Annotated in this window: 16 protein-coding genes and 1 pseudogene; 3 read left to right on the top strand and 14 right to left on the bottom strand. The window is 74.1% G+C overall.

From position 1 onward, the window contains the following. Position 1 precedes the first annotated feature (1 nt). The 7 genes and pseudogenes from ADL08_RS07140 to ADL08_RS07110 form a co-directional block, all read right to left on the bottom strand. Positions 2 to 937, bottom strand: a complete 936-nt coding sequence (locus tag ADL08_RS07140) for a hypothetical protein (RefSeq protein WP_053641215.1) — start codon at positions 935 to 937, stop codon at positions 2 to 4. A 1-nt stretch (position 938) separates the two neighbouring features. Beyond that, on the bottom strand, positions 939 to 1,319 hold the full coding sequence (locus ADL08_RS07135; RefSeq protein ID WP_053641214.1) for a hypothetical protein: 381 nt from the start codon (positions 1,317 to 1,319) through the stop codon (positions 939 to 941). After that, positions 1,312 to 3,099: a hypothetical protein gene (locus tag ADL08_RS07130; RefSeq protein ID WP_053641213.1), complete on the bottom strand. Its 1,788-nt coding sequence runs from the start codon at positions 3,097 to 3,099 to the stop codon at positions 1,312 to 1,314. Before ADL08_RS07130 ends, ADL08_RS07135 begins: the two co-directional genes overlap by 8 nt. Before the next feature lie 232 nt (positions 3,100 to 3,331). Next, a complete protein-coding gene (locus ADL08_RS07125; RefSeq protein ID WP_053641212.1) occupies positions 3,332 to 4,321 on the bottom strand; it encodes a malate dehydrogenase in 990 nt (329 codons plus the stop codon). A gap of 180 nt (positions 4,322 to 4,501) precedes the next feature. Beyond that, the gene (locus ADL08_RS38680; protein WP_053641211.1) at positions 4,502 to 5,707 is read right to left on the bottom strand and encodes a helix-turn-helix domain-containing protein; all 1,206 of its coding nucleotides are present in this window, start codon (positions 5,705 to 5,707) and stop codon (positions 4,502 to 4,504) included. A gap of 245 nt (positions 5,708 to 5,952) precedes the next feature. Beyond that, positions 5,953 to 6,348, bottom strand: a pseudogene (locus ADL08_RS07115) (DUF3017 domain-containing protein); the annotation flags it as partial. Between the two features lie 34 nt (positions 6,349 to 6,382). After that, a complete protein-coding gene (locus ADL08_RS07110) occupies positions 6,383 to 7,243 on the bottom strand; it encodes a bifunctional methylenetetrahydrofolate dehydrogenase/methenyltetrahydrofolate cyclohydrolase (protein WP_053641209.1) in 861 nt (286 codons plus the stop codon). A gap of 250 nt (positions 7,244 to 7,493) precedes the next feature. Here ADL08_RS07110 and ADL08_RS07105 point away from each other — a divergent pair, with 250 nt between their 5' ends. Beyond that, positions 7,494 to 8,150, top strand: coding sequence for an RDD family protein (locus tag ADL08_RS07105; RefSeq protein WP_053641208.1), 657 nt, complete (start codon positions 7,494 to 7,496; stop codon positions 8,148 to 8,150). An 86-nt stretch (positions 8,151 to 8,236) separates the two neighbouring features. On the opposite strand, the gene ADL08_RS07100 is transcribed toward ADL08_RS07105, so the two are convergent. The 3 genes from ADL08_RS07100 to purN all read right to left on the bottom strand — a co-directional run bounded on the left by ADL08_RS07100 (position 8,237) and on the right by purN (position 12,005). Beyond that, positions 8,237 to 9,724 (bottom strand): DUF2079 domain-containing protein, encoded by a 1,488-nt coding sequence (locus tag ADL08_RS07100; protein WP_053641207.1) that lies wholly within the window; start codon positions 9,722 to 9,724, stop codon positions 8,237 to 8,239. A 111-nt stretch (positions 9,725 to 9,835) separates the two neighbouring features. Then, positions 9,836 to 11,401, bottom strand: a complete 1,566-nt coding sequence (gene purH, locus ADL08_RS07095; protein WP_053641206.1) for a bifunctional phosphoribosylaminoimidazolecarboxamide formyltransferase/IMP cyclohydrolase — start codon at positions 11,399 to 11,401, stop codon at positions 9,836 to 9,838. Beyond that, positions 11,376 to 12,005: a phosphoribosylglycinamide formyltransferase gene (gene purN, locus ADL08_RS07090; RefSeq protein WP_053641205.1), complete on the bottom strand. Its 630-nt coding sequence runs from the start codon at positions 12,003 to 12,005 to the stop codon at positions 11,376 to 11,378. Before purN ends, purH begins: the two co-directional genes overlap by 26 nt. A gap of 275 nt (positions 12,006 to 12,280) precedes the next feature. On the opposite strand from purN, the gene ADL08_RS07085 reads away from it, so the two are divergent. Continuing rightward, a complete protein-coding gene (locus ADL08_RS07085) occupies positions 12,281 to 13,033 on the top strand; it encodes a hypothetical protein (protein WP_053641204.1) in 753 nt (250 codons plus the stop codon). 15 nt (positions 13,034 to 13,048) lie between these two features. On the opposite strand, the gene ADL08_RS07080 is transcribed toward ADL08_RS07085, so the two are convergent. Then, positions 13,049 to 14,626, bottom strand: coding sequence for a DUF6350 family protein (locus ADL08_RS07080; RefSeq protein ID WP_053641203.1), 1,578 nt, complete (start codon positions 14,624 to 14,626; stop codon positions 13,049 to 13,051). A gap of 119 nt (positions 14,627 to 14,745) precedes the next feature. Here ADL08_RS07080 and ADL08_RS07075 point away from each other — a divergent pair, with 119 nt between their 5' ends. Then, positions 14,746 to 16,128 carry a helix-turn-helix domain-containing protein gene (locus tag ADL08_RS07075; protein WP_053641202.1) on the top strand — a complete coding sequence of 461 codons (1,383 nt, stop codon included), beginning with the start codon at positions 14,746 to 14,748 and terminating at the stop codon, positions 16,126 to 16,128. Between the two features lie 118 nt (positions 16,129 to 16,246). On the opposite strand, the gene sucD is transcribed toward ADL08_RS07075, so the two are convergent. The 3 genes from sucD to ADL08_RS07060 form a co-directional block, all read right to left on the bottom strand. Beyond that, positions 16,247 to 17,131, bottom strand: coding sequence for a succinate--CoA ligase subunit alpha (gene sucD, locus ADL08_RS07070; protein ID WP_053641201.1), 885 nt, complete (start codon positions 17,129 to 17,131; stop codon positions 16,247 to 16,249). Positions 17,132 to 17,150: 19 nt separating this feature from the next. Then, positions 17,151 to 18,344, bottom strand: a complete 1,194-nt coding sequence (sucC, locus tag ADL08_RS07065) for an ADP-forming succinate--CoA ligase subunit beta (RefSeq protein ID WP_053641200.1) — start codon at positions 18,342 to 18,344, stop codon at positions 17,151 to 17,153. Positions 18,345 to 18,753: 409 nt separating this feature from the next. Then, positions 18,754 to 19,914: a VWA domain-containing protein gene (locus ADL08_RS07060; RefSeq protein ID WP_063885253.1), complete on the bottom strand. Its 1,161-nt coding sequence runs from the start codon at positions 19,912 to 19,914 to the stop codon at positions 18,754 to 18,756. Between the last annotated feature and the right edge of the window lie 41 nt (positions 19,915 to 19,955).

Raw genomic sequence — 19,955 nt, 5'->3', positions numbered from 1 at the left:
GTCAGTACGGGCCCGGCTCGAAGAACTCCAGGGCCACCCGCAGTACTTCGCGCTGCTTCGGCCAGTCCGACTCCGGGCCCGCCGCCAGGATCGCGTAGTGGGTGCCGTCCGCCGCCGTGAACGCCCGGTCGACCACCTTGCGGCGGCCCCCGTCGCGGTCGTACACGTACACCAGCTCGACGGTGTCGGCCGGGACGTCCGGTTCGCCGGTGACCCGTTCGAGGCTGATCTCCTCGTAGCCGGGCTTGTTGGCCATGCCGTCCCGCGAGGTCCCGCGCAGGGCCTCGTACGGCGTCAGGCCGTCCTCGGTGACCACGAAGACCTGGAGGAGGCTCCGGCCGTCCGGCGCGTTGTAGAAGACGCCCTGGTCGGACTCGGTGCGGTGCCAGTCCTCGGGGATCGCGATCGTGAAGCTCTTGAGGTCCTTCACCGCCCGGTAGCCGGGCGGGGGCACGTCGTCCGCGGGGGTGGCGACGGTGGAGGACGACGAGGGCGGGGCGTCGGAAGGCGTCTCCTCCGGGGCCGGGTCCGAGGCCGACACCGAGGCCGGCGGGCCCGCCGCCGGGGCCTTCCCGTCGTCCCCGCCCCAGAGCAGCCAGCCCGCGACGGAACCCGCCGCCAGGACGGCCACGGCCGCCCCGGCCGCGACCGCCGCCCGCGCGGAGGACCGGGGCGGCGGGGGCGGGGGCGGCGCGTACTGCCAGTCGCCCGTCTCCGGTACGTACCGGGGTCCGTCCTGGGGCCCGTGCTCCGGTCCGTACGCGAGGGTGTGGTCCGGCGCTGACGGTGGCGGGGGCGGCGGCAGCGGCGGGAGGAGCGGGCCGCTCCCGCCGGCCGGGCCGGGCGCGGGCCCGGCCCCCGGAGCGCCCGTCTCCCAGCTCTGCGTCTCGTCGTTCCAGCGGGCCCCGCCGCCCCCGCCTCCCCCGTACCCGCTCATCTCATCCTCCGAGGAGGGCGCCGACGGCCTGGCCCACGGCCACGCCCGAGGCGAGGATGCCGGTCACGGCGCCGGCGTCCGCGAGGGCGCGGCGCAGGCGGGTGAGGCGGCCGGTGTCCGCGCGGCCGGTGCCCTCGATCTCGTCCTCCGCGTCGGAGAGTTCGGCGTCCAGGGCGGTCGTCCGCTCGGAGGCGACGACGCCTCCCAGGTCGGTGCGCAGCCGGCGGATCGCCTGGAGCAGCTCCTCCTGGAGGGGGTCGCGGGACGGCTGGTTCCCGGTCACGGTGCTGGTGACGGTGTTGTGGTCGCCGATGGTGACGTTGCCGCCGGTGTTGGAGACCCGGATGCCGTCGCGGCGCGGGGTGTTGTCGGTGTCAGCCACGGTTGCCTCCGGGCGTCGAGGTGGTGAAGGACTTGTTGGTGACGGTGTTGTGGTTGCCGAGGGTGACGTTGCCCTTGGTGTTCTCGATGAAGGTGCCGCCCTCGGCGACGTGGACGATCTTCTGCTCGAACTCGGCCGTCTCGTAGCCGGCTTCGCGGAGCGCGACCGTCACGCCGTTCGCGACCCGGTCCTGGACGCTCTTCAGGTAGCGGCTGACGTCCATCTCCTGGAACAGCGAGGCGTCGTCGTCGGAGCCGAGCTCGCGGACCGAGACCGCGGGCCCCTCGGGCAGCGCGTGGGCGTGGCCCGCGGTGAGCAGCCGCCAGGCGTGGCCGAGCGCGCGCCAGAGGGTGACGACGGCCTGGCCGGCGGAGCGGGGGGTCTGGCCGAGGGCCCAGACGGCCTTGCCGAAGTGGTGGTTGTGCCGGTAGCGGTGGGCGATCCGGTCGGCGTACCGGTAGAGCGGCTTCACGGGCCGCAGGACGTGCGGGGCGACCTCCAGCATCAGCATGCCGCCCTGCGTGTGGACGCGGACGAAGACGGTGGTGACGATCTCCTCGCCCCAGCCGCCGACCCGGATCCGGAGGAAGTGGCGGCGGGTCTCGCCGCCCTCCTCGATGGAGCCCGAGCGGTGCGCCTCGAAGCCCTCCGGGGTGTACGGGGCGGCGGTGCGGGCCGGGAGGCCGTCGACGGGCAGGAAGACCACCTCGTCGATCTCCAGGTCGCGCAGCCGGTCCCGTACGGCCGCCTGGATCTGCGGCGAGCCGTGCGGGGAGGGCACGCGCAGCGCCTCCACGAGCGGGACGACGTGCCGCATGATGGCGCTGTTGTCGAGCGGTTCGGGCGCCTTGCCGTCGAGGTCCTTCCGGGGGCGCAGCTCGATGGAGAGCGACCAGGGCTCGTACGGTTCGCCGGCGCCGCAGAACGGGTCGTCGGCGCCGTACATGACCAGCCGCGCGTGCTGCTCGATCCGGATGCGGTCGCGCAGCCGGCGGGAGCGGGCGCCCTCGGCCTGCTCGGCCGGGTCGGCGCGCTGGTCGGGGAAGCGCTCCTTGGAGAGCTCCTGGGTGAGCGCGCGGGCGAACTGGCCGCGCTGGACCGCCACCGCCCAGGCCACGAGCAGCGGCACGGCGATGGTGATCCACGCCTCCAGCCGGCCGACGCCCCACACCTCCTCGGCGGCGAGCAGGGCCAGGAAGCCGAGGACCTCGCCCGCCTCGGAGAGGTCGCCGAGCAGCTCCCACCGGGACTCCTCGTCGCCCAGGGCGAGGAGCAGGAGGAACAGCGCGCCCTGGAAGAGCATGATCCGGCCGTACCAGCGCAGGAGGAAGGCGGGTACGAGGCGGTAGATCGGGGTGACGGCGGCGACGGCCCGGCCGCGGATCCAGCGGGCGATGCCGAGCACCAGGAAGGGCACGACGAGGAGGACGACCAGGCCCTTGGTGAGCGGGAACGCGACGATCCAGAGGGCCAGGACGCCCGCGGCCCAGCCGAGTTCGACGCGGCGGGCGCGCAGCGCGTGGGCGAGGACGCGGCTCGCGTCGTAGCCGAGGGAGGGGGCGGCGAAGCGCTCCTCGTGGACGTACAGCTCGTCGATGACCGCGTCGCGGAAGCCGTCGTCGAGGTACGCGCCGGCGCAGAGCAGCCGGGTCGCCTCGCTGGTGGCCGGGTGGGCGCCCGGCGGCGAAGTGCCGTGCGGTGGAGTGCCGGGCGGCGGCGTACTGGGTGGCGGCGTACTGGGTGGCTGTCCGGGCTGCTGAGGTACGAACGACTGCGCCAAGGCTCCCCCGATGGTGTGGAACTGTCCGACGCTCCCGGAGAGTTGCCCGGGAGCCGGTGGCACAGCATAGGCGAGGCGGGAGGGCCCTGTCGGCGGGAAAAACGGCGCCCCCGGTCCGTACGGTCGGTCGTACGGGCCGGGGGCGCCGGGAGTGGGGAGCAACCGGACCCGGAGGGGGCCGGGCTCGGGTGGAGCCGGACTCGGATCAGACCGGACTCGGATGAGGCCGGACTCAGATGAGGCCGAGCTCGCGGACCGCGTCGCGCTCCTCGGCGAGCTCCTGCACGGAGGCGTCGATGCGGGCGCGGGAGAAGTCGTTGATCTCCAGGCCCTGGACGATCTCGTACTTACCGTCCTTGGTGGTGACGGGGAAGGAGGAGATGAGGCCCTCGGGGACGCCGTAGGAGCCGTCCGACGGGATGCCCATGGAGGTCCAGTCGCCCTCGGCGGTGCCGTTGACCCAGGTGTGGACGTGGTCGATGGCGGCGTTCGCGGCGGAGGCGGCGGAGGACGCGCCACGGGCCTCGATGATCGCGGCGCCGCGCTTGGCGACGGTCGGGATGAAGGTGTCGGCCAGCCACGCCTGGTCGTCGACGACCTCGGCGGCGTTCTTGCCGGCGATCTCCGCGTGGAAGACGTCCGGGTACTGGGTCGCGGAGTGGTTGCCCCAGATGGTGAGGCGCTTGATGTCCTCGACGGACGCGCCGGTCTTCTGCGCCAGCTGCGACAGCGCGCGGTTGTGGTCCAGGCGGGTCATCGCGGTGAAGCGCTCGGCCGGCACGTCCGGGGCGGCGGCCTGGGCGATCAGGGCGTTGGTGTTGGCCGGGTTGCCGACGACGAGGACCTTGATGTCGTCCGCGGCGTGGTCGTTGATGGCCTTGCCCTGCGGCTTGAAGATGCCGCCGTTGGCCGCGAGCAGGTCGCCGCGCTCCATGCCCTTGGTACGGGGGCGGGCGCCGACGAGCAGCGCGACGTTGGCGCCCTCGAAGCCCTGGCTCGGGTCGTCGAAGATGTCGATGCCCTTGAGCAGCGGGAAGGCGCAGTCGTCGAGCTCCATGGCGGTGCCCTCGGCGGCCTTGACGCCCTGCGGGATCTCGAGGAGGCGCAGCTTGACCGGCACGTCCGCGCCGAGCAGGTGGCCGGAGGCGATGCGGAAGAGCAGCGCGTAGCCGATCTGGCCGGCCGCGCCGGTCACGGTGACATTCACGGGAGTGCGGGTCATGGCGATCTCCGTAAGACAGCTGGCGGTGGGGGTCCCTGCCCCTGGTGCGGGATACCCCTCTTGATCGATCGGTGTCTCGACGTGAAGAGATATCCAGCGGTCAGGCTATCCGACCCGGGCACCCCCGAACCCCCACCCCGTTGTGGTCCGGCTCACTGCCACCCGTCCGAGCGGGTGCGGTCAGCGGCCCGCCGTGCAGCGCTCGGTGCCGTCCGCGAGGGTGCCGCAGGCCCGCGCGGCCGCGCGCGGGGCGACGGCGAGCATCGGGGTGTACGCGTCGGTCTCCGCCGCCGGGTCGGCGCCCTCGGGGACGGTGGCGCGCTCGGTCGCGCCCGCGACCTCGACGGAGACGGTGTCGCCGGGGGCGGCGCCGGTGATCCGGGCCCAGGAGGCCGCGCAGGTGGCGCTGTGGCGGACCTCGACGCGGGCGGTGCCGACGCGGACGCGGTCGACGGTGACGGCGAGGGGCCCGCCGCACCCCATGGCCTCGGGGTCCCGTCCGGCGCAGTCGGCCCCGGAGCACTTCACTCCCCCGGGGAGGTCGGTACGGGGCGCGGGGCTCGGGGCGGTGGTGGTGGGCGGGGCGGCCGCGCGCCCGTCCGCGCCGTCCGTCCCGTCGCCGCCGCCGCCCAGGTCGACGAGGAGGAGGGCGGCGGTGACGACGAGCAGGGCGCCGAGGATCCCGGCGGCGTAGAGGAGCACGGTGGTGCGGCGACGGCGGGCGGGGGGCGCCCCGCCAGGAGGACGGGAGGGGGCGGGCCGGCCACCTCCCGGCGGGGGTACGGCCGCCGGGGTAGGCGCCTCCGCCGGGACGGGCGCCTCCGCCGGGCCCGGCGGGTCGACGCGCCGGATCCGCATGGTGCGGTCGTCACCGGGGAGGCCGTCACCGGGTCGGTCGGCGTGGTCAGGGAGGCTCCGGGGGGCCGGCCCCCCGGAAACACCGCCGTTCAGGCCTTCGGCGGCCGGGCCCCCGGGAACGCCGCCGCGCGGACCGCCGGTCGCGAGACCGCCGGTCGCCGGGCCGCCGGAAGCACCCCCGTACAAGGCCTCGCCCCGCGGGTCTTCCGTGCGGGGGCCTTCGGCGGCCGGGCCCCCGGGAACGCCGCCATCCACCGCTCCGGGCGCGAAGCGCCCCCTCGCGCGTTCCCACCGGGTCGCGAGGTCGGCCGGGTCCGCGCCGGTCACCTCCGCGAGGGCGATGACAGCTCCTCGGGGCATCGGCCGACGGGCGTTCAGATACGCGTCCCACACGGCGCGTTCGTGGCCGGCGCGTTCGGCGACGGCCACGACGCCGAGGCCGCTGCGGTCGATCAGCCGGCGGATCAGCTCCGTGAACGCGCGGACTTCCGGGTCGAGTTCCTCCGGAAGCGCCTTCCAGCCAGGCATGTGCGGCCCCCTCGTCCCCTGCTCTCGTCCCCTGCCCCGTCCGCCACGTCGAAGGATGGCAGCTCCGGGGGCGATGCGCGCCCCCATGAGGAGGACGAGGTACCGGAATGGTCACTTCCGTGCCACAGCGCGCCGACGGGCCTTGAACCGGCGTTGGCACGTACATGACCCTTGATCACGTCGGCGCCCGCCCTCCCACGGGGGAGAGGGCGGGCGCCGCACCGTCGTCGGAAGGGGCCGGAGGCCTACGTCACCGTCAGGTGGAGGATGTCCTCCAGGAACGGGATCCGCAGCCAGGGCCCCGGCTGCACCATGAGCGCGAGCAGCACGATCAGGCCGCCCATCACCCCGTACGTGATCATGTCGGTGAAGCGGGACCGGACCGCCAGCATGCCCACGGACGGCACCGTCCGCCGCATCACGGCGCCGAGCAGGAGCGCGGTCCCGACCAGGATCGTCCCCACGCGGAAGGACTGCGGGAACGCGTCCGCGCCCACCACGAGCAGTCCGGCCCCGGCGACGCAGAGGACCGTGAGCAGCGGCCACTGGCGCGCGGGCGCCGGGGCGGCGCCGGGCGCGGCGCGCCCGCCGCCCTCGGGGCGCGCGGTGTCGGTGGTGACGAGGGGCGGCCGTCGGCGCGGTCCGCGGCGCATCCGGAGGCTCCCGGACGCCACGTCAGAGCGCCGCGGCCGCGCGCTCGGCGGCCTCGACGACGTTGACGAGGAGCTGCGCGCGGGTCATCGGGCCCACGCCGCCCGGGTTCGGGGAGATCCAGCCGGCGACCTCGGCGACGCCCGGGTGCACGTCGCCGACGATCTTCCCCTCGGCGTTGCGCGAGACGCCGACGTCGAGGACGGCCGCGCCCGGCTTGACGTCCTCCGGCTTGATCAGGTGCGGCACGCCGGCCGCCGCGACGACGATGTCGGCGTTCCGCAGGTGCGCCGCGAGGTCCCGGGTGCCGGTGTGGCACTGGGTCACGGTCGCGTTCTCGGAGCGGCGGGTGAGCAGCAGCGGCATCGAGCGCCCGATGGTGACGCCGCGCCCGACGACCACGACCTCGGCGCCGTTGATCTCGACGCCGTGGCGGCGCAGCAGGGTGATGACGCCGTTGGGCGTGCAGGGCAGCGGGGCGGGCTCGTTGAGCACCAGGCGGCCGAGGTTGGTGGGGTGCAGCCCGTCCGCGTCCTTCTCCGGGTCCATCAGCTCCAGGACGCGGTTCTCGTCGATGCCCTTGGGCAGCGGCAGCTGGACGATGTAACCGGTGCACTCCGGGTCCTCGTTGAGCTCCCGCACGACCGCCTCGATCTCCTCCTGGGTGGCGGTGCCGGGCAGCGTGCGCTGGAGGGAGGCGATGCCGACCTCCGCGCAGTCGCGGTGCTTTCCGGCCACGTACTTCTGGCTGGCCGGGTCGTCGCCGACGAGGAGGGTGCCGAGGCCGGGCGTGACGCCCTTCTCCCCGAGGGCCGCCACACGGACGGTCAGATCGGACTTGATCGCGGCTGCGGTGGCCTTGCCATCGAGAATCTGGGCGCTCATGGAGCCATCTTCCCGGATGTCCCCCGCCTTGTTCCAATTCGCTCGCACCGAGGGCTCCGGGCCGCGGGACGGAAGGTTGCACTTGCACAACTCCGCGACGTACCGACTGGACAAGAAGTCGACGCTACGACGACGATGATCCGCGCAGTACCGCGGAAAGTGCCGGGGGGAAATCCGCTGAGATGCCGTGAAAGTCCTCCGCGCGGCCGCGTCGTCCCCGCACAGAGAAATTTCACGGAGGAATCCCGCGATGAGCTTCGGCGACCCGAACAACCCCTACGGTCAGCCCCAGGGACAGGGCCAGCAGCCCGGGTACGGCTACCCGCAGGGCCAGCAGCCCGGCTACGGCTACCCCCAGCAGGCCCCGCAGGGCGTGCCGCCGCAGCAGGGTTACGGCTACCCGGCCGCCCCGCCGGTCTCCCCGTACGCCGGTGGCGGTTACCCGGGCGCGGGCGGCTACGGGAACGTTCCGCCGCTGGCGCACTGGGGCTGGCGCGTCCTCTCCCGGCTGATCGACAGCGCCATCATGCTGGTGCCGTACTACATCCTCGCGGGCGTCGGCGCCTCGATGGGCAGCACCAGCGGCAGCAACAGCGACGGCGAGAACGGCCTCGCGGTGATCCTCACCCTGGTGGGCTTCGTCTACCTCGTCTTCATGTTCTTCTTCCAGTTCTACAAGGAGGGCGCGACGGGCCAGACGTTCGGCAAGAAGATCGTCGGCACCCGGACGCTGCGCGAGTCGGACGGCCGCCCGCTCGGCTTCGGCATGGCGTTCGTGCGCCAGCTGGCGCACTTCCTCGACGGCATCGCCTGCTACATCGGCTACCTCTGGCCGATCTGGGACTCCAAGAAGCAGACCTTCGCGGACAAGGTCTGCAGCACGCTGGTCGTCAAGGAGAACGGCTGACACCGGCCCCTTCGCGTGCGGGAGGCCCCGGACATCGACCGATGTCCGGGGCCTCCCGCACGGCCGCGGCGTTTCGCCGCCGCGCGTCACCGCCGCTTCAGGACCGCGAATCCGTCCGAGCGGTGCGTGAGCTCGTACCGGGCCCCCGGATGCAGTTGCGAAGCCAGCTGCACCGGGTCCGAGCCCTGCTGCGACCAGCCGCGCAGGTCGTAGACGAGGTAGTCGGGGTCGACGTCCCGTGAGGAGCCGGCCCAGTAGACCCGGTGGTCCGCCGTGAGGTGGGCGAGGAGCGAGACGTCCGTCTCCACGCTCGCCCCCTCCGGCACCGCGGCCACGGCGGCCCGCGCCTGCGCGACCCGCGCGTCCGCCCGGTACGTCTCCGGCTTCAGCAGCTCGCTCAGCGGCAGGTTCGCGGCGAGGACGAGCGCGACCGCCGTCGCCACCGGGACGACGACCCTCCCGTACGAGACGAGCCAGGCGCGCGGCGAGGTGCGCACCGCGCGGGCGCCGTCCACGAGGGCCAGGAAGACGACCGGCATGAGGATCGCGCTGTAGTGCCAGAGCATCCCCCAGTGGTTGGGGTCCTGGGAGAGGAAGCGCCAGCCCAGGGTCGGCAGGACGAGCAGGAGCAGCGGGGAGCGCAGGGCGAGGAAGCCGGTGATCGCGAGCAGGTGGAGGACCATCTCCCAGCGCTCGCCCGAGGCGAGGGCGTCGCCGACGACCTGCCCGAAGGAGGTGCCGGTCCCCTCGCCCGTCTTCTCCAGCTTCGACCAGTAGTCGTACTGGCCGAGGCTGCTCGCCGCCGGGATCAGGACCAGGACCGTGAGGGCGAAGGCGGCGACGCCGAAGCCGGCCAGGGCGGCGCCGAGCTGTCGGGCGCCCTTGAGGAAGAGGACCGCGCCGACCATGGCGACGGTGAGCCCCATGTCCTCCTTGACCAGGACGAGCGGGGCGGACCAGGCGGCGGCCGCCGTCCAGCGGCCCAGGACCAGGGCCCGGCAGGTCAGGGCGAGCAGCGGGACGGCGAAGGCGATCTCGTGGAAGTCGGACTTCACCGCCTCCTGGAGCCCCCAGGAGAGCCCGTACGCGATCGCGAGCCCGAGGCCGGCGGCCCGGCTGCCGAGCACCTGCTGCGCGGTGCGGCCGACGACGACGGCGGAGGCGGCGAAGAGCGCGGCCTGCGCGAAGAGCAGGGCGACCGGCGAGGGCCAGATCCAGTACAGCGGCGCGAGCAGGGCGGTGACCGGGCTGAAGTGGTCCCCGAGGATCGGGAAGCCGGGCCCCTTTATGTCGACGACCGGCGCCCGGAGCTCGGCGTACGCGCGGACGGACTGCCCGAAGATCCCGAGGTCCCAGGAGGGGGTCCGGAAGTGCGCGTACTGCACCCAGGAGTACAGGAAGTAGAGGACGCACAGGACGCCCGCGACGATCAGGTACGGACGGAGGGGCGCGGGGGCGAGGCCGTCCGGCGCTCCGGAGCCGCCCGATTCGGGGGAGACGGCGGGAGCGGGGACGCCGGCGGCGGGGGTGCCCGCGACGGCCTCCTCGGGGGACTTGTTCCCTACGTCCAACATCACGTCCCCATTACCGGCGGCCGACAGAAGAGCAACCCATTAGACCAGAGACCACCCGTTCGGCCGATCGATCGATCGGCCGAACGGGTGGTCCGCTCACCTGCCGACGGCTCAGTGGAAGAAGTGGCGGGTGCCGGTGAAGTACATCGTCACGCCGGCCTTCCGCGCCGCCTCGACGACCAGCTCGTCACGCATCGAGCCGCCGGGCTGCACGACCGCCTTCACGCCGGCCGCGGTGAGGATCTCCAGGCCGTCCGGGAAGGGGAAGAAGGCGTCGGAGGCGGCGTACGAGCCGCGCGCCCGCCCCTCGCCCGCCCGCTCGACGGCCAGCTTCGCGGAGTCGACGCGGTTGACCTGGCCCATGCCGACGCCGACCGAGGCGCCGTCCTTGGCGAGCAGGATCGCGTTGGACTTGACCGCGCGGCAGGCCTTCCAGGCGAAGGACAGCTCGGCCAGCTCCTCGGCGGAGAGGGCGTCGCCGGTCGCCAGGGTCCAGCTCGCCGGGTCGTCGCCGTCGGCCTGGAGGCGGTCGGTGACCTGGAGGAGGGCGCCGCCGTCGATCGCCTTGACCTCGGCCGGGTTGGCCGGGGCGCCCTCGGCGCGCAGCACGCGGATGTTCTTCTTCCTGGCCAGGACCTCGACCGCGCCGTCCTCGTAGGCCGGGGCGACGATGACCTCGGTGAAGATCTCCGCGATCTGCTCGGCCAGCTCGACCGTCACCGGGCGGTTGACGGCGATGACGCCGCCGAACGCGGACGCCGGGTCGCAGGCGTGCGCCTTGCGGTGGGCCTCGGCGACGTCGGCGCCGATCGCGATGCCGCACGGGTTGCCGTGCTTGATGATCGCGACGCAGGGCTCGTCGTGGTCGTACGCGGCCCGGCGCGCGGCGTCGGTGTCCGTGTAGTTGTTGTAGGACATCTCCTTGCCGTGGAACTGCTCGGCCTCGGCGAGGCCGCCCGTCCCGTCGACGTAGAGCGCGGCGCCCTGGTGCGGGTTCTCGCCGTACCGCAGGACGTTCTTCCGCTCGTAGGTGGCGCCCAGGAAGTCCGGGAAGCCGCTGTCGTCGGCCGCCGCGTACTCGTCGGCGAACCAGGAGGCCACGGCCACGTCGTACGCGGCGGTGTGCCGGAAGGCCTCGGCGGCGAGCCGCTTGCGGGCGGTCAGGTCGAAGCCGCCGCCCTGGACGGCGGCGAGCACGTCGGCGTACCGCTCGGGGCTGGTGACGATCGCCACGGACGGGTGGTTCTTGGCCGCGGCGCGGACCATCGACGGGCCGCCGATGTCGATCTGCTCGACGCACTCGTCCGGGGTGGCGCCGGAGGCGACCGTCTCGCGGAACGGGTAGAGGTTCACGACGACCAGGTCGAACGGCTCCACGCCCAGCTCGGCGAGCTGTTCGCGGTGCGACTCCAGGCGCAGGTCGGCGAGGATGCCGGCGTGCACGCGCGGGTGCAGGGTCTTGACGCGCCCGTCCAGACACTCGGGGAAGCCGGTCAGCTCCTCGACCTTGGTGACGGGAACCCCGGCGGCGGAGATCCTCCCGGCGGTGGAGCCGGTGGAGACGAGCTCGACACCGGCCTCGTGCAGACCGCGGGCCAGCTCTTCGAGCCCCGTCTTGTCGTAGACGCTGACCAGCGCGCGGCGGATGGGCTTAACGGTGTCCGTGTTCACCGACATGAACCTTTCGTCCCTCAATGCGGTAGCCGTGCCGGGCGAGACGCCCCACGACGTCGACGAGCAGCGAGCGCTCGACTTCCTTGATGCGCTCGTGCAGAGCGGTTTCATCGTCCGTCTCCCGCACCTCGACCACGCCCTGGGCGATGATCGGGCCGGTGTCGACGCCGTCGTCGACGAAGTGGACGGTGCACCCGGTGACCTTCGCGCCGTAGGCGAGGGCGTCACGCACCCCGTGGGCACCGGGAAAACTGGGCAGCAGGGCCGGGTGGGTGTTGACGACCCGGCCGTCGAAGCGGGCGAGGAACTCCTTGCCGACGATCTTCATGAAGCCGGCCGAGACGACGAGGTCGGGCTCGTACGCGGCCGTGGCCTCCGTCAGGGCGCGGTCCCACTCCTCGCGGCTCGCGTGGTCCTTCACCCGGCACACGAAGGTGGGGAGCCCGGCGCGCTCGGCGCGCTCCAGACCGGCGATCCCGTCGCGGTCGGCGCCGACCGCGACGATCCCGGCGCCGTACCCCTCGGGGTCGGCGGCGACGGCGTCGAGGAGGGCCTGCAGGTTGGTACCGGAACCGGAGACCAGGACGACGAGGCGGGCGGCAGCCACTGGGTCACTCTTTCCGTGGTGTTTGTGCGGTCGTACGAACGAATCGTGCCGCTCGATACGGGGAACCCTACGAATGGCTCGACCGTCAGCAACGATACCGGCACACCGGACGGCCCCCACGGGACGGGGGCGGAGCCGGGCGGTAGCGTCAGGGTCCCGGGCCGGACCCGGTCGGGGGACCGGGCGACACGCAGACAGCACGAGTCAGCACGAGACAGCAGCGGAGACCACGGGTGCGGCCGTGGTCGAGACGACAGAGGGAAGACGTTCAGCAGATGCCGGAACGCCAGTCCACGGACGACAACAACCCGTTCGCGCCGCCGCCCGAGGGCCGGCCGGACCAGCCGTGGCAGCCGCGGCGCCCGGAGGGCCAGGACGACGACGCGTCCGGGGCCCCGGATCCGTCGGGCCCGTCCGACGGCCGCTGGAGCCCGCGCCAGCCGGGCCCCTCCCAGGACGGCTTCGGCCGCGGACCCGAGCGCCAGGGCGGCCAGGACGGGCCGGGTCAGGGCGGATCCGGGCGCGGCCCGGGGCTCCGCTGGGACCCGAAGGACCCGGCGCAGCGGCGGGCGCGGTACGCGATCCTCGCCGGCATGTGGGGCTTCTTCTTCGCCCTCTTCGAGATCCCCGAGCTGGCGCTGCTCCTCGGCGCCCTCGGCCTCTACTGGGCGATCAGCTCGCTGCGCACCAAGCCGGAGCAGGACGGGCCGCGGGCGGTGGACGGGACCGGCGGCGAGGCCGGTGCGGTGTCGCCGACGTCACAGCCGGCGTCCCAGTCCTCGGGACGGACCCCGGGGCAGGGCGCCTCTCCGGCGACCGCCCCGCTGCGCGCGATGCGGACGGCCGCGATCAGCGGTCTGGTCGCGTCGAGCGTGGCCCTGGCGATCGTGGCGGGCGCCTTCACCATGCAGCTCGTCTACCGCGACTTCTACGAGTGCCGCGACGACGCCCTCACCCAGGCGGGCCGGCTGGCCTGCAACGACCTCCTGCCGAAGCCGCTGCGGGCGGGCTTCGGGGTCCGGGAGTAGTCGGGTCCGGCGGGTCTATTCGCCCGGCTGCGGCTCCGGCCTCGGCTGCGGATGCGACTGCGGCCGGGGCTTCGGGGAGGGCTCCCAGGCCGCCGGGAGGAAGTCGTACGGCTCGTAGCCGGTGTCGCCGAAGGGGTCGCCGTACGAGCCGCCGTACGCGCTCCCGTACAGGTCGTCGTACACGTCCCCGTGCGAGCCGCCGCCGGGGGACGGCGTCCCGGGCGCCGCTCCGGTCCGCCGGAGGCGGCCGCTCTTCAGCAGGCTCGGGCTCCGGGCCGGGAGCCACTTCCGCTTCCGCTTCCGGGAGGGCTCCCGGCCGTCGGTCGTCTCCGCCCCCGTTTCCTCGAAGGCCGGAGCGTCCGGAGCGTCCGGCGCGGGAGCCGGAGCCGGTACGCGCTCCGGGCGCGGGGAGCGGCGGCCCCAGGCCCGTGCCCCCAGAGCGGCCGGGACGCCCACGCAGGCCCCCCACAGCACCGCCGCCGCGCCCGTCTGCCACCACACCGGGCCGAACGCCGACAGCCGGCCGGAGCCCAGCGGGCCGCCCGCCGCCCCCGCGAGGGCGGCGACGGCCGTCCCGCACGCCCCGGCCGCGCCCAGGACCGCCAACGCCGTGTCCCGGGCCGTCCAGGTCCGCGCCGAGCGGCCCACCCGGTGCCCCAGGACCACGGCCGCGACCAGCGGGACCGCCGCGGCCGACCAGTGGAGCCAGGCGCCGCGCCCCTCGGCGGGCACGGCGGCCAGGAGCGGGAAGGGCGGTACGGCCGGGTCCCCGGCGAGGCCCAGCGGGGTCGCGAGGGCGCCCGTGCCGAGGGCGAAGCCGGGCCCGAGGCCGTACGCGGCCCCCCACACGGCGGCGTTCGGCAGCAGTGCCAGGACGAGCAGCAGGACCACGGCCCGTCCCGACCACTCCCCCGCCAGGCCCAGGAAGGCGGCCTGCGCCCGGCTCGCGTGCCAGGCCGTCGAGACCGCCGCGGCCGTCGCGCCGCCGACGAGGAGCGTCACGAGCCCGAGCCCCGTCGCGCGCGCGAGGACCGCCCACCGCTGCCCGGGGAAGGGGCGGCCGAGCGCCGTCCAGACCCCCGCCCCCGCCGCGCCGGCGACGACGACGGGCGGCCAGAGCCCCGCCGTGACCAGGTCGGCGGGGAACGGACCGCTCTCGCTGTAGAGCACGACCGCCGCCGTGACCAGCAGGTATCCCCCGGCGACCGAGGCGGCCGCGCCGCTCGGGGAGGGGCGCGGCCGGTCCCGGGCCCCGACGCCCGGATCGAGGGTGTCGCGGGCGGCCCGGTGGACGAGCCAGACGGGCAGGACGGTCAGGAGGAGCGGGACGACGCCGAGGGGCGCGGGCAGGCCGGAGAGGGTGTCCGTACGGATCAGGTCCACGCCGTGGGCGAGCAGCCAGAGCCCGGCGGCGGCGTGGAGGACGTCGCCGGGGCCGCCGTCGGGGAACGGGGAGCTGACCCAGGCCGCGATCACCAGGACCGCGAGGGCGCCGAGGCCGAGTCCGGCGGCGGCCCCGCCCCGGACGCAGGCGGCGGCGAGGGCGGCGGAGCGCCCGCCCTGGACCAGGGGTTGCTCGGTCACGTGGGTCACGGGGCCATGCTCCCAACGACACGCGCTTTCGCCGCGTAACAGGCAAACATCCGTTGTGTCGCTCAAGATACGTTTATGTACTTTTCCGCCCAGAGAAGCTCTGCGGGAGGTCGACGCCCATGAGCCGGAGCACCGCGGATTCCCCTTCCTCCGTCACCCTGCCGGCCCCCGGGGAGCGGCGCAGGTTGCGCGAGGCCCTCGCCCTGAGCGAGGAGCAGGTCGCCGAGGCCGTGGGCGTCACGAAGGCCACGGTCAAGGCGTGGGAGGCCGGGCGTTCGGCGCCCCGGGGCCGCAAGCGCGAGGCGTACGCGAGGCTGCTCGGCGCGTGCGGGCCCGACGGGGCGCCCCCGTCCACGTCCCCGAAGCCCGGTGGGCGTACGGAGGCCCGGCGGACGGAAGCACCGGGAGCGGAGGCGCGGCAGGCGGAAGCCCCGCGCCCGGCGGCCGGAGCGGAAGCGGCGCCCGCGGCCAAGACGTCGGAGAAGGCGTCGAAGAAGACGTCGGAGAAGGCGTCGGAGGCGGCGGAGACGGCCGTGTCCGGGGCCGCTCTCACTCCTTCGGCCCCCTCCTCCCCGGTTTCCTCCCCGCCGCCCGCCGTCCCGGCCGGTGACGGGGTCTCCATGCCGGCGGAGCGCCTGAAACCGGGCGCTCCGGAGCCGGAGGCCGCGGAACCGGCCGAGGGCCCCGCCGTGCCGGGCCTCACCCCCGAGGAGGCGTTCGACGCGCTCTACGCGCACGCCGCGCCCGGCCTCGTCCACCAGACGTACCTGCTCACCGGGCGCCGGGCGCTCTCCCGCGAGGCCGTCGAGCGCGCCTTCCAGCAGGCGTGGCAGCGCTGGCCCGAGGTCGCGGTCGACGCGGACCCGGTGGGCTGGCTGCGGGCGACGGCGTACGAGTACGCCCTCTCCCCCTGGCACCGGCTGCGCCGCGCCCACAAGCACCCCGACGCCCCGCCGGCCGAGGCGGGCCGCGGGGAGCGGGAGCTGCTCTCCGCGCTGCTCGAACTGCCGCCGGCGTACCGCCGCACCGTGCTGCTCTACGACGGGCTCGGCCTCGACCTGCCGGACACGGCGGCCGAGACGGAGGCGAGCACCCCCGCCGCCGCCAACCGGCTGCTGCACGCGCGCACGGTCCTCGGGCGGCGGGACCCCGACCTCGCCGACACCGAGGAGCTGCACCGGCGGCTGAACGCGCTGGTCACGGAGGTGCCGGAGGCGGCGCTCCCGGCGGCGCGCGCGGTCCGGACCGGCAGCGAGCGCCGGATCCGCGCCTGGACGCGGGCGGTGGTCGGCGTGACGGCCGTCCTCGTCGTGATGACCGGCGTCACGGCGGTGACCGCGCCGACCCGCTACATCCCGGTGAACGCCCCCGGCGAGACCGTCAACGGGGTGCCGGTGCGCGGCGGCCCGGAGAAGCTCAGGCCCGAGGACCTGAAGCTCCGCGACCGGCTGCGCTCCGAACCGAACCCGGGCCCCGAACGGCTGGTCCCGGTGGCCGGATAGCCGCCCGGCCCCGCCTCGTACGCGAGTGGGCCCCGCACCGTCCCCGTACGCGAGTGGGCCCCGCCGCCGCCCGGTTTCCCGGGAGGGGGCGGGGCCCACTCGCTGTGCGGTGGCGGCGTCAGCCCGCGAGGATCGCGCGCGCCAGCTTGGCCGTCTCGGTCGGCGTCTTGCCGACCTTGACGCCCGCGGCCTCCAGGGCCTCCTTCTTCGCCTGGGCGGTGCCGGAGGAGCCGGAGACGATGGCGCCGGCGTGGCCCATGGTCTTGCCCTCGGGCGCGGTGAAGCCCGCGACGTAGCCGACGACCGGCTTGGTGACGTTGGCCTTGATGAAGTCGGCCGCACGCTCCTCGGCGTCGCCGCCGATCTCGCCGATCATCACGATCAGGTCGGTCTCCGGGTCGGCCTCGAAGGCCGCCAGGGCGTCGATGTGCGTGGTGCCGATGACCGGGTCGCCACCGATGCCGACGGCGGACGAGAAGCCGATGTCGCGGAGCTCGTACATCATCTGGTACGTCAGCGTGCCGGACTTCGAGACCAGGCCGATGCGGCCCGGCTTCGTGATGTCGCCCGGGATGATGCCGGCGTTGGACTGGCCCGGGGTGATGAGACCGGGGCAGTTCGGGCCGATGATGCGGGTCTTGTTGCCCTTCGCCTGCGCGTACGCCCAGAAGGCGGCGGAGTCGTGGACGGCGATGCCCTCGGTGATGACGACCGCGAGGGGGATCTCGGCGTCGATGGCCTCGACGACGGCGGCCTTCGCGAACGCCGGCGGGACGAAGAGGACCGAGACGTCGGCGCCGGTCTCCTTCATCGCCTCGGCGACGGAGCCGAAGACCGGGACCTCGGTGCCGTCGAAGTCGACGGTCGTGCCGGCCTTGCGCGGGTTCACGCCGCCGACGATGTTGGTGCCGTCACCCAGCATGAGCCTGGTGTGCTTCATGCCCGTGGCACCGGTCATGCCCTGGACGATGACCTTGCTGTCCTTGGTCAGGAAGATAGCCATGGTGTTCTGACCTCGTCCCTTACTTCGCAGCCGCGAGCTCGGCGGCCTTGTCGGCCGCGCCGTCCATGGTGTCCACACGCTGCACGAGCGGGTGGTTCGCGTCCGACAGGATCTTGCGACCCAGCTCCGCGTTGTTGCCGTCGAGGCGCACGACCAGCGGCTTGGTGACCTCTTCGCCCTTGGAGGCGAGGAGCTCCAGGGCCTGGACGATGCCGTTGGCGACCTCGTCACAGGCGGTGATGCCACCGAAGACGTTGACGAACACGGACTTGACGTCCGGGTCGCCCAGGATGATCTCCAGGCCGTTCGCCATGACCTCGGCGGAGGCGCCGCCGCCGATGTCGAGGAAGTTGGCCGGCTTCACGCCGCCGCCGTTCGCCGATGTGTACGCCTCACCGGCGTACGCGACGACGTCCAGGGTCGACATGACCAGACCGGCACCGTTGCCGATGATGCCGACCTCGCCCTCGAGCTTGACGTAGTTGAGGTTCTTGGCCTTGGCCGCGGCCTCGAGCGGGTTGGCCGCGGCCTTGTCCTCGAGCGCCTCGTGGTCGGGCTGGCGGAAGTCGGCGTTCTCGTCGAGGGACACCTTGCCGTCCAGGGCCAGGATGCGGCCGTCCTTGGTCTTCACCAGCGGGTTGACCTCGACGAGGAGCGCGTCCTCGGCGACGAAGGTCTTCCACAGGGTGACCAGGGCCTCGGCAACGCCCTCGGCCACGTCGGCCGGGAACTTCGCCAGGGCCACGATCTCGCGGGCCTTCTCGATGCTCACGCCGTCGACGGCGTTGACCGGGACCTTCGCGAGGGCCTCGGGGGTCTTCTCCGCGACCTCCTCGATGTCCATGCCGCCCTGCACCGACGCCATCGCGAGGAAGGTGCGGTTGGTGCGGTCGAGGAGGTACGAGACGTAGTACTCCGCCTCGATCTCCGGGGACAGCTCGGCGATCATCACCTTGTGGACCGTGTGGCCCTTGATGTCCATCCCGAGGATGTCCGTCGCGCGGGCGACGGCCTCGTCCGGGTTCGCCGCCAGCTTCACGCCGCCGGCCTTGCCGCGGCCGCCGACCTTCACCTGCGCCTTGACGACCGACTTGCCGCCAAGACGCTCGGTGGCCTCGCGCGCCGCCTCAGGCGTGTCGATGACTTCACCGGCCAGCACCGGTACACCGTGCTTGGCGAAGAGGTCCCTCGCCTGGTACTCGAACAGGTCCACGCGCGTCCGTCCCTTTTCTGATGATCGCGGTTCGTTGTCTGCGTGGGCGTGCCGCGAAGGGCAACGTGACTGCTCTGTCACAAGGGAGGCGTACACGGTGTCCGTGGACGCGGCATGTCCGTCTCGCAGGTTATCGCCGTGTGCCGTGGGTCCCTAAATCGCAGATCACAGGAGAGCGGTGATACGGGTCACAGACCGTAGGGGCGGCGGGACGGGCCGCGGGGGGCGCGGGAGGGCCGCCCGCGGCGGTCGTGGCAGGCGGGGCCCGGGGTTCCGGCCGCTCACGGCGCGCGGGGCGGCGGAGTGAGGGCCGTCCGGGGGGCGCTGTGATATGGAACTCAGTCGCTCTCCGTCCACTCGTGCGGGTGGTCCGCGGCGACGGATTCCGCACCCCGGGGCGCCTCCGGGATCAGGCGGCGGGTATCGGCAGGGGGCGCCTCTCCAGGGCGGCCGCCATGATCTCCGGGAAGAGGTCGGGGGTGCAGGCGAAGGCCGGGACGCCGAGCGCGGCGAGCGCCGCCGCGTGGTCGCGGTCGTGGGCGGGGGTGCCCTCGTCGGAGAGCGCGAGCAGGGCCACGAACTGCGTGCCGGAGGCCTTCATCGCCGCGACCCGCCCGAGCATCTCGTCGCGGATGCCTCCCTCGTACAGGTCGCTGACGAGGACGACGACGGTGTCGGCGGGGCGGGTGATGCCCGCCTGGCAGTGGGCGAGGGCGCGGTTGATGTCGGTGCCGCCGCCGAGCCGGGTGCCGAAGAGGACGTCGACCGGGTCGCCGAGCCGGTCGGTCAGGTCGACGACGGCGGTGTCGAAGACGACGAGCCGGGTGGCGATCGTCCGCATCGAGGCGAGCACCGCGGCGAAGACGGAGGCGTGGACGACGGAGGCCGCCATGGAGCCGGACTGGTCGACGCAGAGCACGACCTCCTTGCGCACCCCCCGGGCGGCGCGGGCGTGGCCGACGAGCCGCTCGGGGACGACCGTGCCGTGCTCGGGCAGGTGGTTCTTGAGGTTGGCGCGGATGGTGCGGTCCCAGTCGATGTCCCGGTGGCGGGGCCGGGCGGTCCGGGCGGAGCGGTCGAGCGCGCCGGTGAGGGTGGCGCGGGTGCGGGCGGCGAGGCGCCTCTCCAGGTCGTCGACGACCTTGCGCACGACGGCGCGGGCGGTCTCCCGGGTCGTCTCGGGCATGGCCTCGCGGAGGGAGAGGAGGGTGCCGACGAGGTGCACGTCGGGCTCGACGGCCTCCAGCATCTCGGGCTCCAGGAGGAGGGTGGCGAGACCGAGCCGGTCGATCGCGTCGCGCTGCATGACCTGGACGACGGAGGCGGGGAAGTACGTGCGGATGTCGCCGAGCCAGCGGGCGACGGAGGGCGCGGAGGCGCCGAGCCCGGCCGTGCGGCCCCGCCCGGCGGCGTCCCGGCCCCGGTCGCGGTCCCGGTCGCGGTCGCGGTCGTCCGGGCTCCGGCCGTAGAGGGCGGTGAGGGCCCTGTCCACGGCGGCGTCGGTCCCGGTGAGCGCGCGCCCGGTGCCGTCGGCGTCGTCCCCGCCGAGGACGAGCCGCCAGCGGCGCAGCCGCTCGTCGGCGGGGAGGGCGGGCGTGGGGGGCGTGGAGG

It is taken from the genome of Streptomyces sp. NRRL F-6492 (genome assembly GCF_001280125.1).
Classification (GTDB): Bacteria; Actinomycetota; Actinomycetes; order Streptomycetales; family Streptomycetaceae; genus Streptomyces.
The sequence above is the reverse complement of the archived record's forward strand: the minus strand, read 5'-3'. Positions and strand labels throughout refer to the sequence as shown.

What these genes read in the sequence shown, in the direction of transcription:
- ADL08_RS07075 (WP_053641202.1), top strand. Translation starts at nt 14,746, where the DNA reads ATGAGCCGGAGCACCGCGGATTCCCCTTCCTCCGTCACCCTGCCGGCC.
- ADL08_RS07085 (WP_053641204.1), top strand. Translation starts at nt 12,281, where the DNA reads ATGCCGGAACGCCAGTCCACGGACGACAACAACCCGTTCGCGCCGCCG.
- ADL08_RS07125 (WP_053641212.1), bottom strand. Translation starts at nt 4,321, where the DNA reads ATGACCCGCACTCCCGTGAATGTCACCGTGACCGGCGCGGCCGGCCAG.
- ADL08_RS07110 (WP_053641209.1), bottom strand. Translation starts at nt 7,243, where the DNA reads ATGAGCGCCCAGATTCTCGATGGCAAGGCCACCGCAGCCGCGATCAAG.
- ADL08_RS38680 (WP_053641211.1), bottom strand. Translation starts at nt 5,707, where the DNA reads ATGCCTGGCTGGAAGGCGCTTCCGGAGGAACTCGACCCGGAAGTCCGC.
- sucD (WP_053641201.1), bottom strand. Translation starts at nt 17,131, where the DNA reads ATGGCTATCTTCCTGACCAAGGACAGCAAGGTCATCGTCCAGGGCATG.
- ADL08_RS07105 (WP_053641208.1), top strand. Translation starts at nt 7,494, where the DNA reads ATGAGCTTCGGCGACCCGAACAACCCCTACGGTCAGCCCCAGGGACAG.
- purH (WP_053641206.1), bottom strand. Translation starts at nt 11,401, where the DNA reads ATGTCGGTGAACACGGACACCGTTAAGCCCATCCGCCGCGCGCTGGTC.
- ADL08_RS07100 (WP_053641207.1), bottom strand. Translation starts at nt 9,724, where the DNA reads ATGTTGGACGTAGGGAACAAGTCCCCCGAGGAGGCCGTCGCGGGCACC.
- ADL08_RS07140 (WP_053641215.1), bottom strand. Translation starts at nt 937, where the DNA reads ATGAGCGGGTACGGGGGAGGCGGGGGCGGCGGGGCCCGCTGGAACGAC.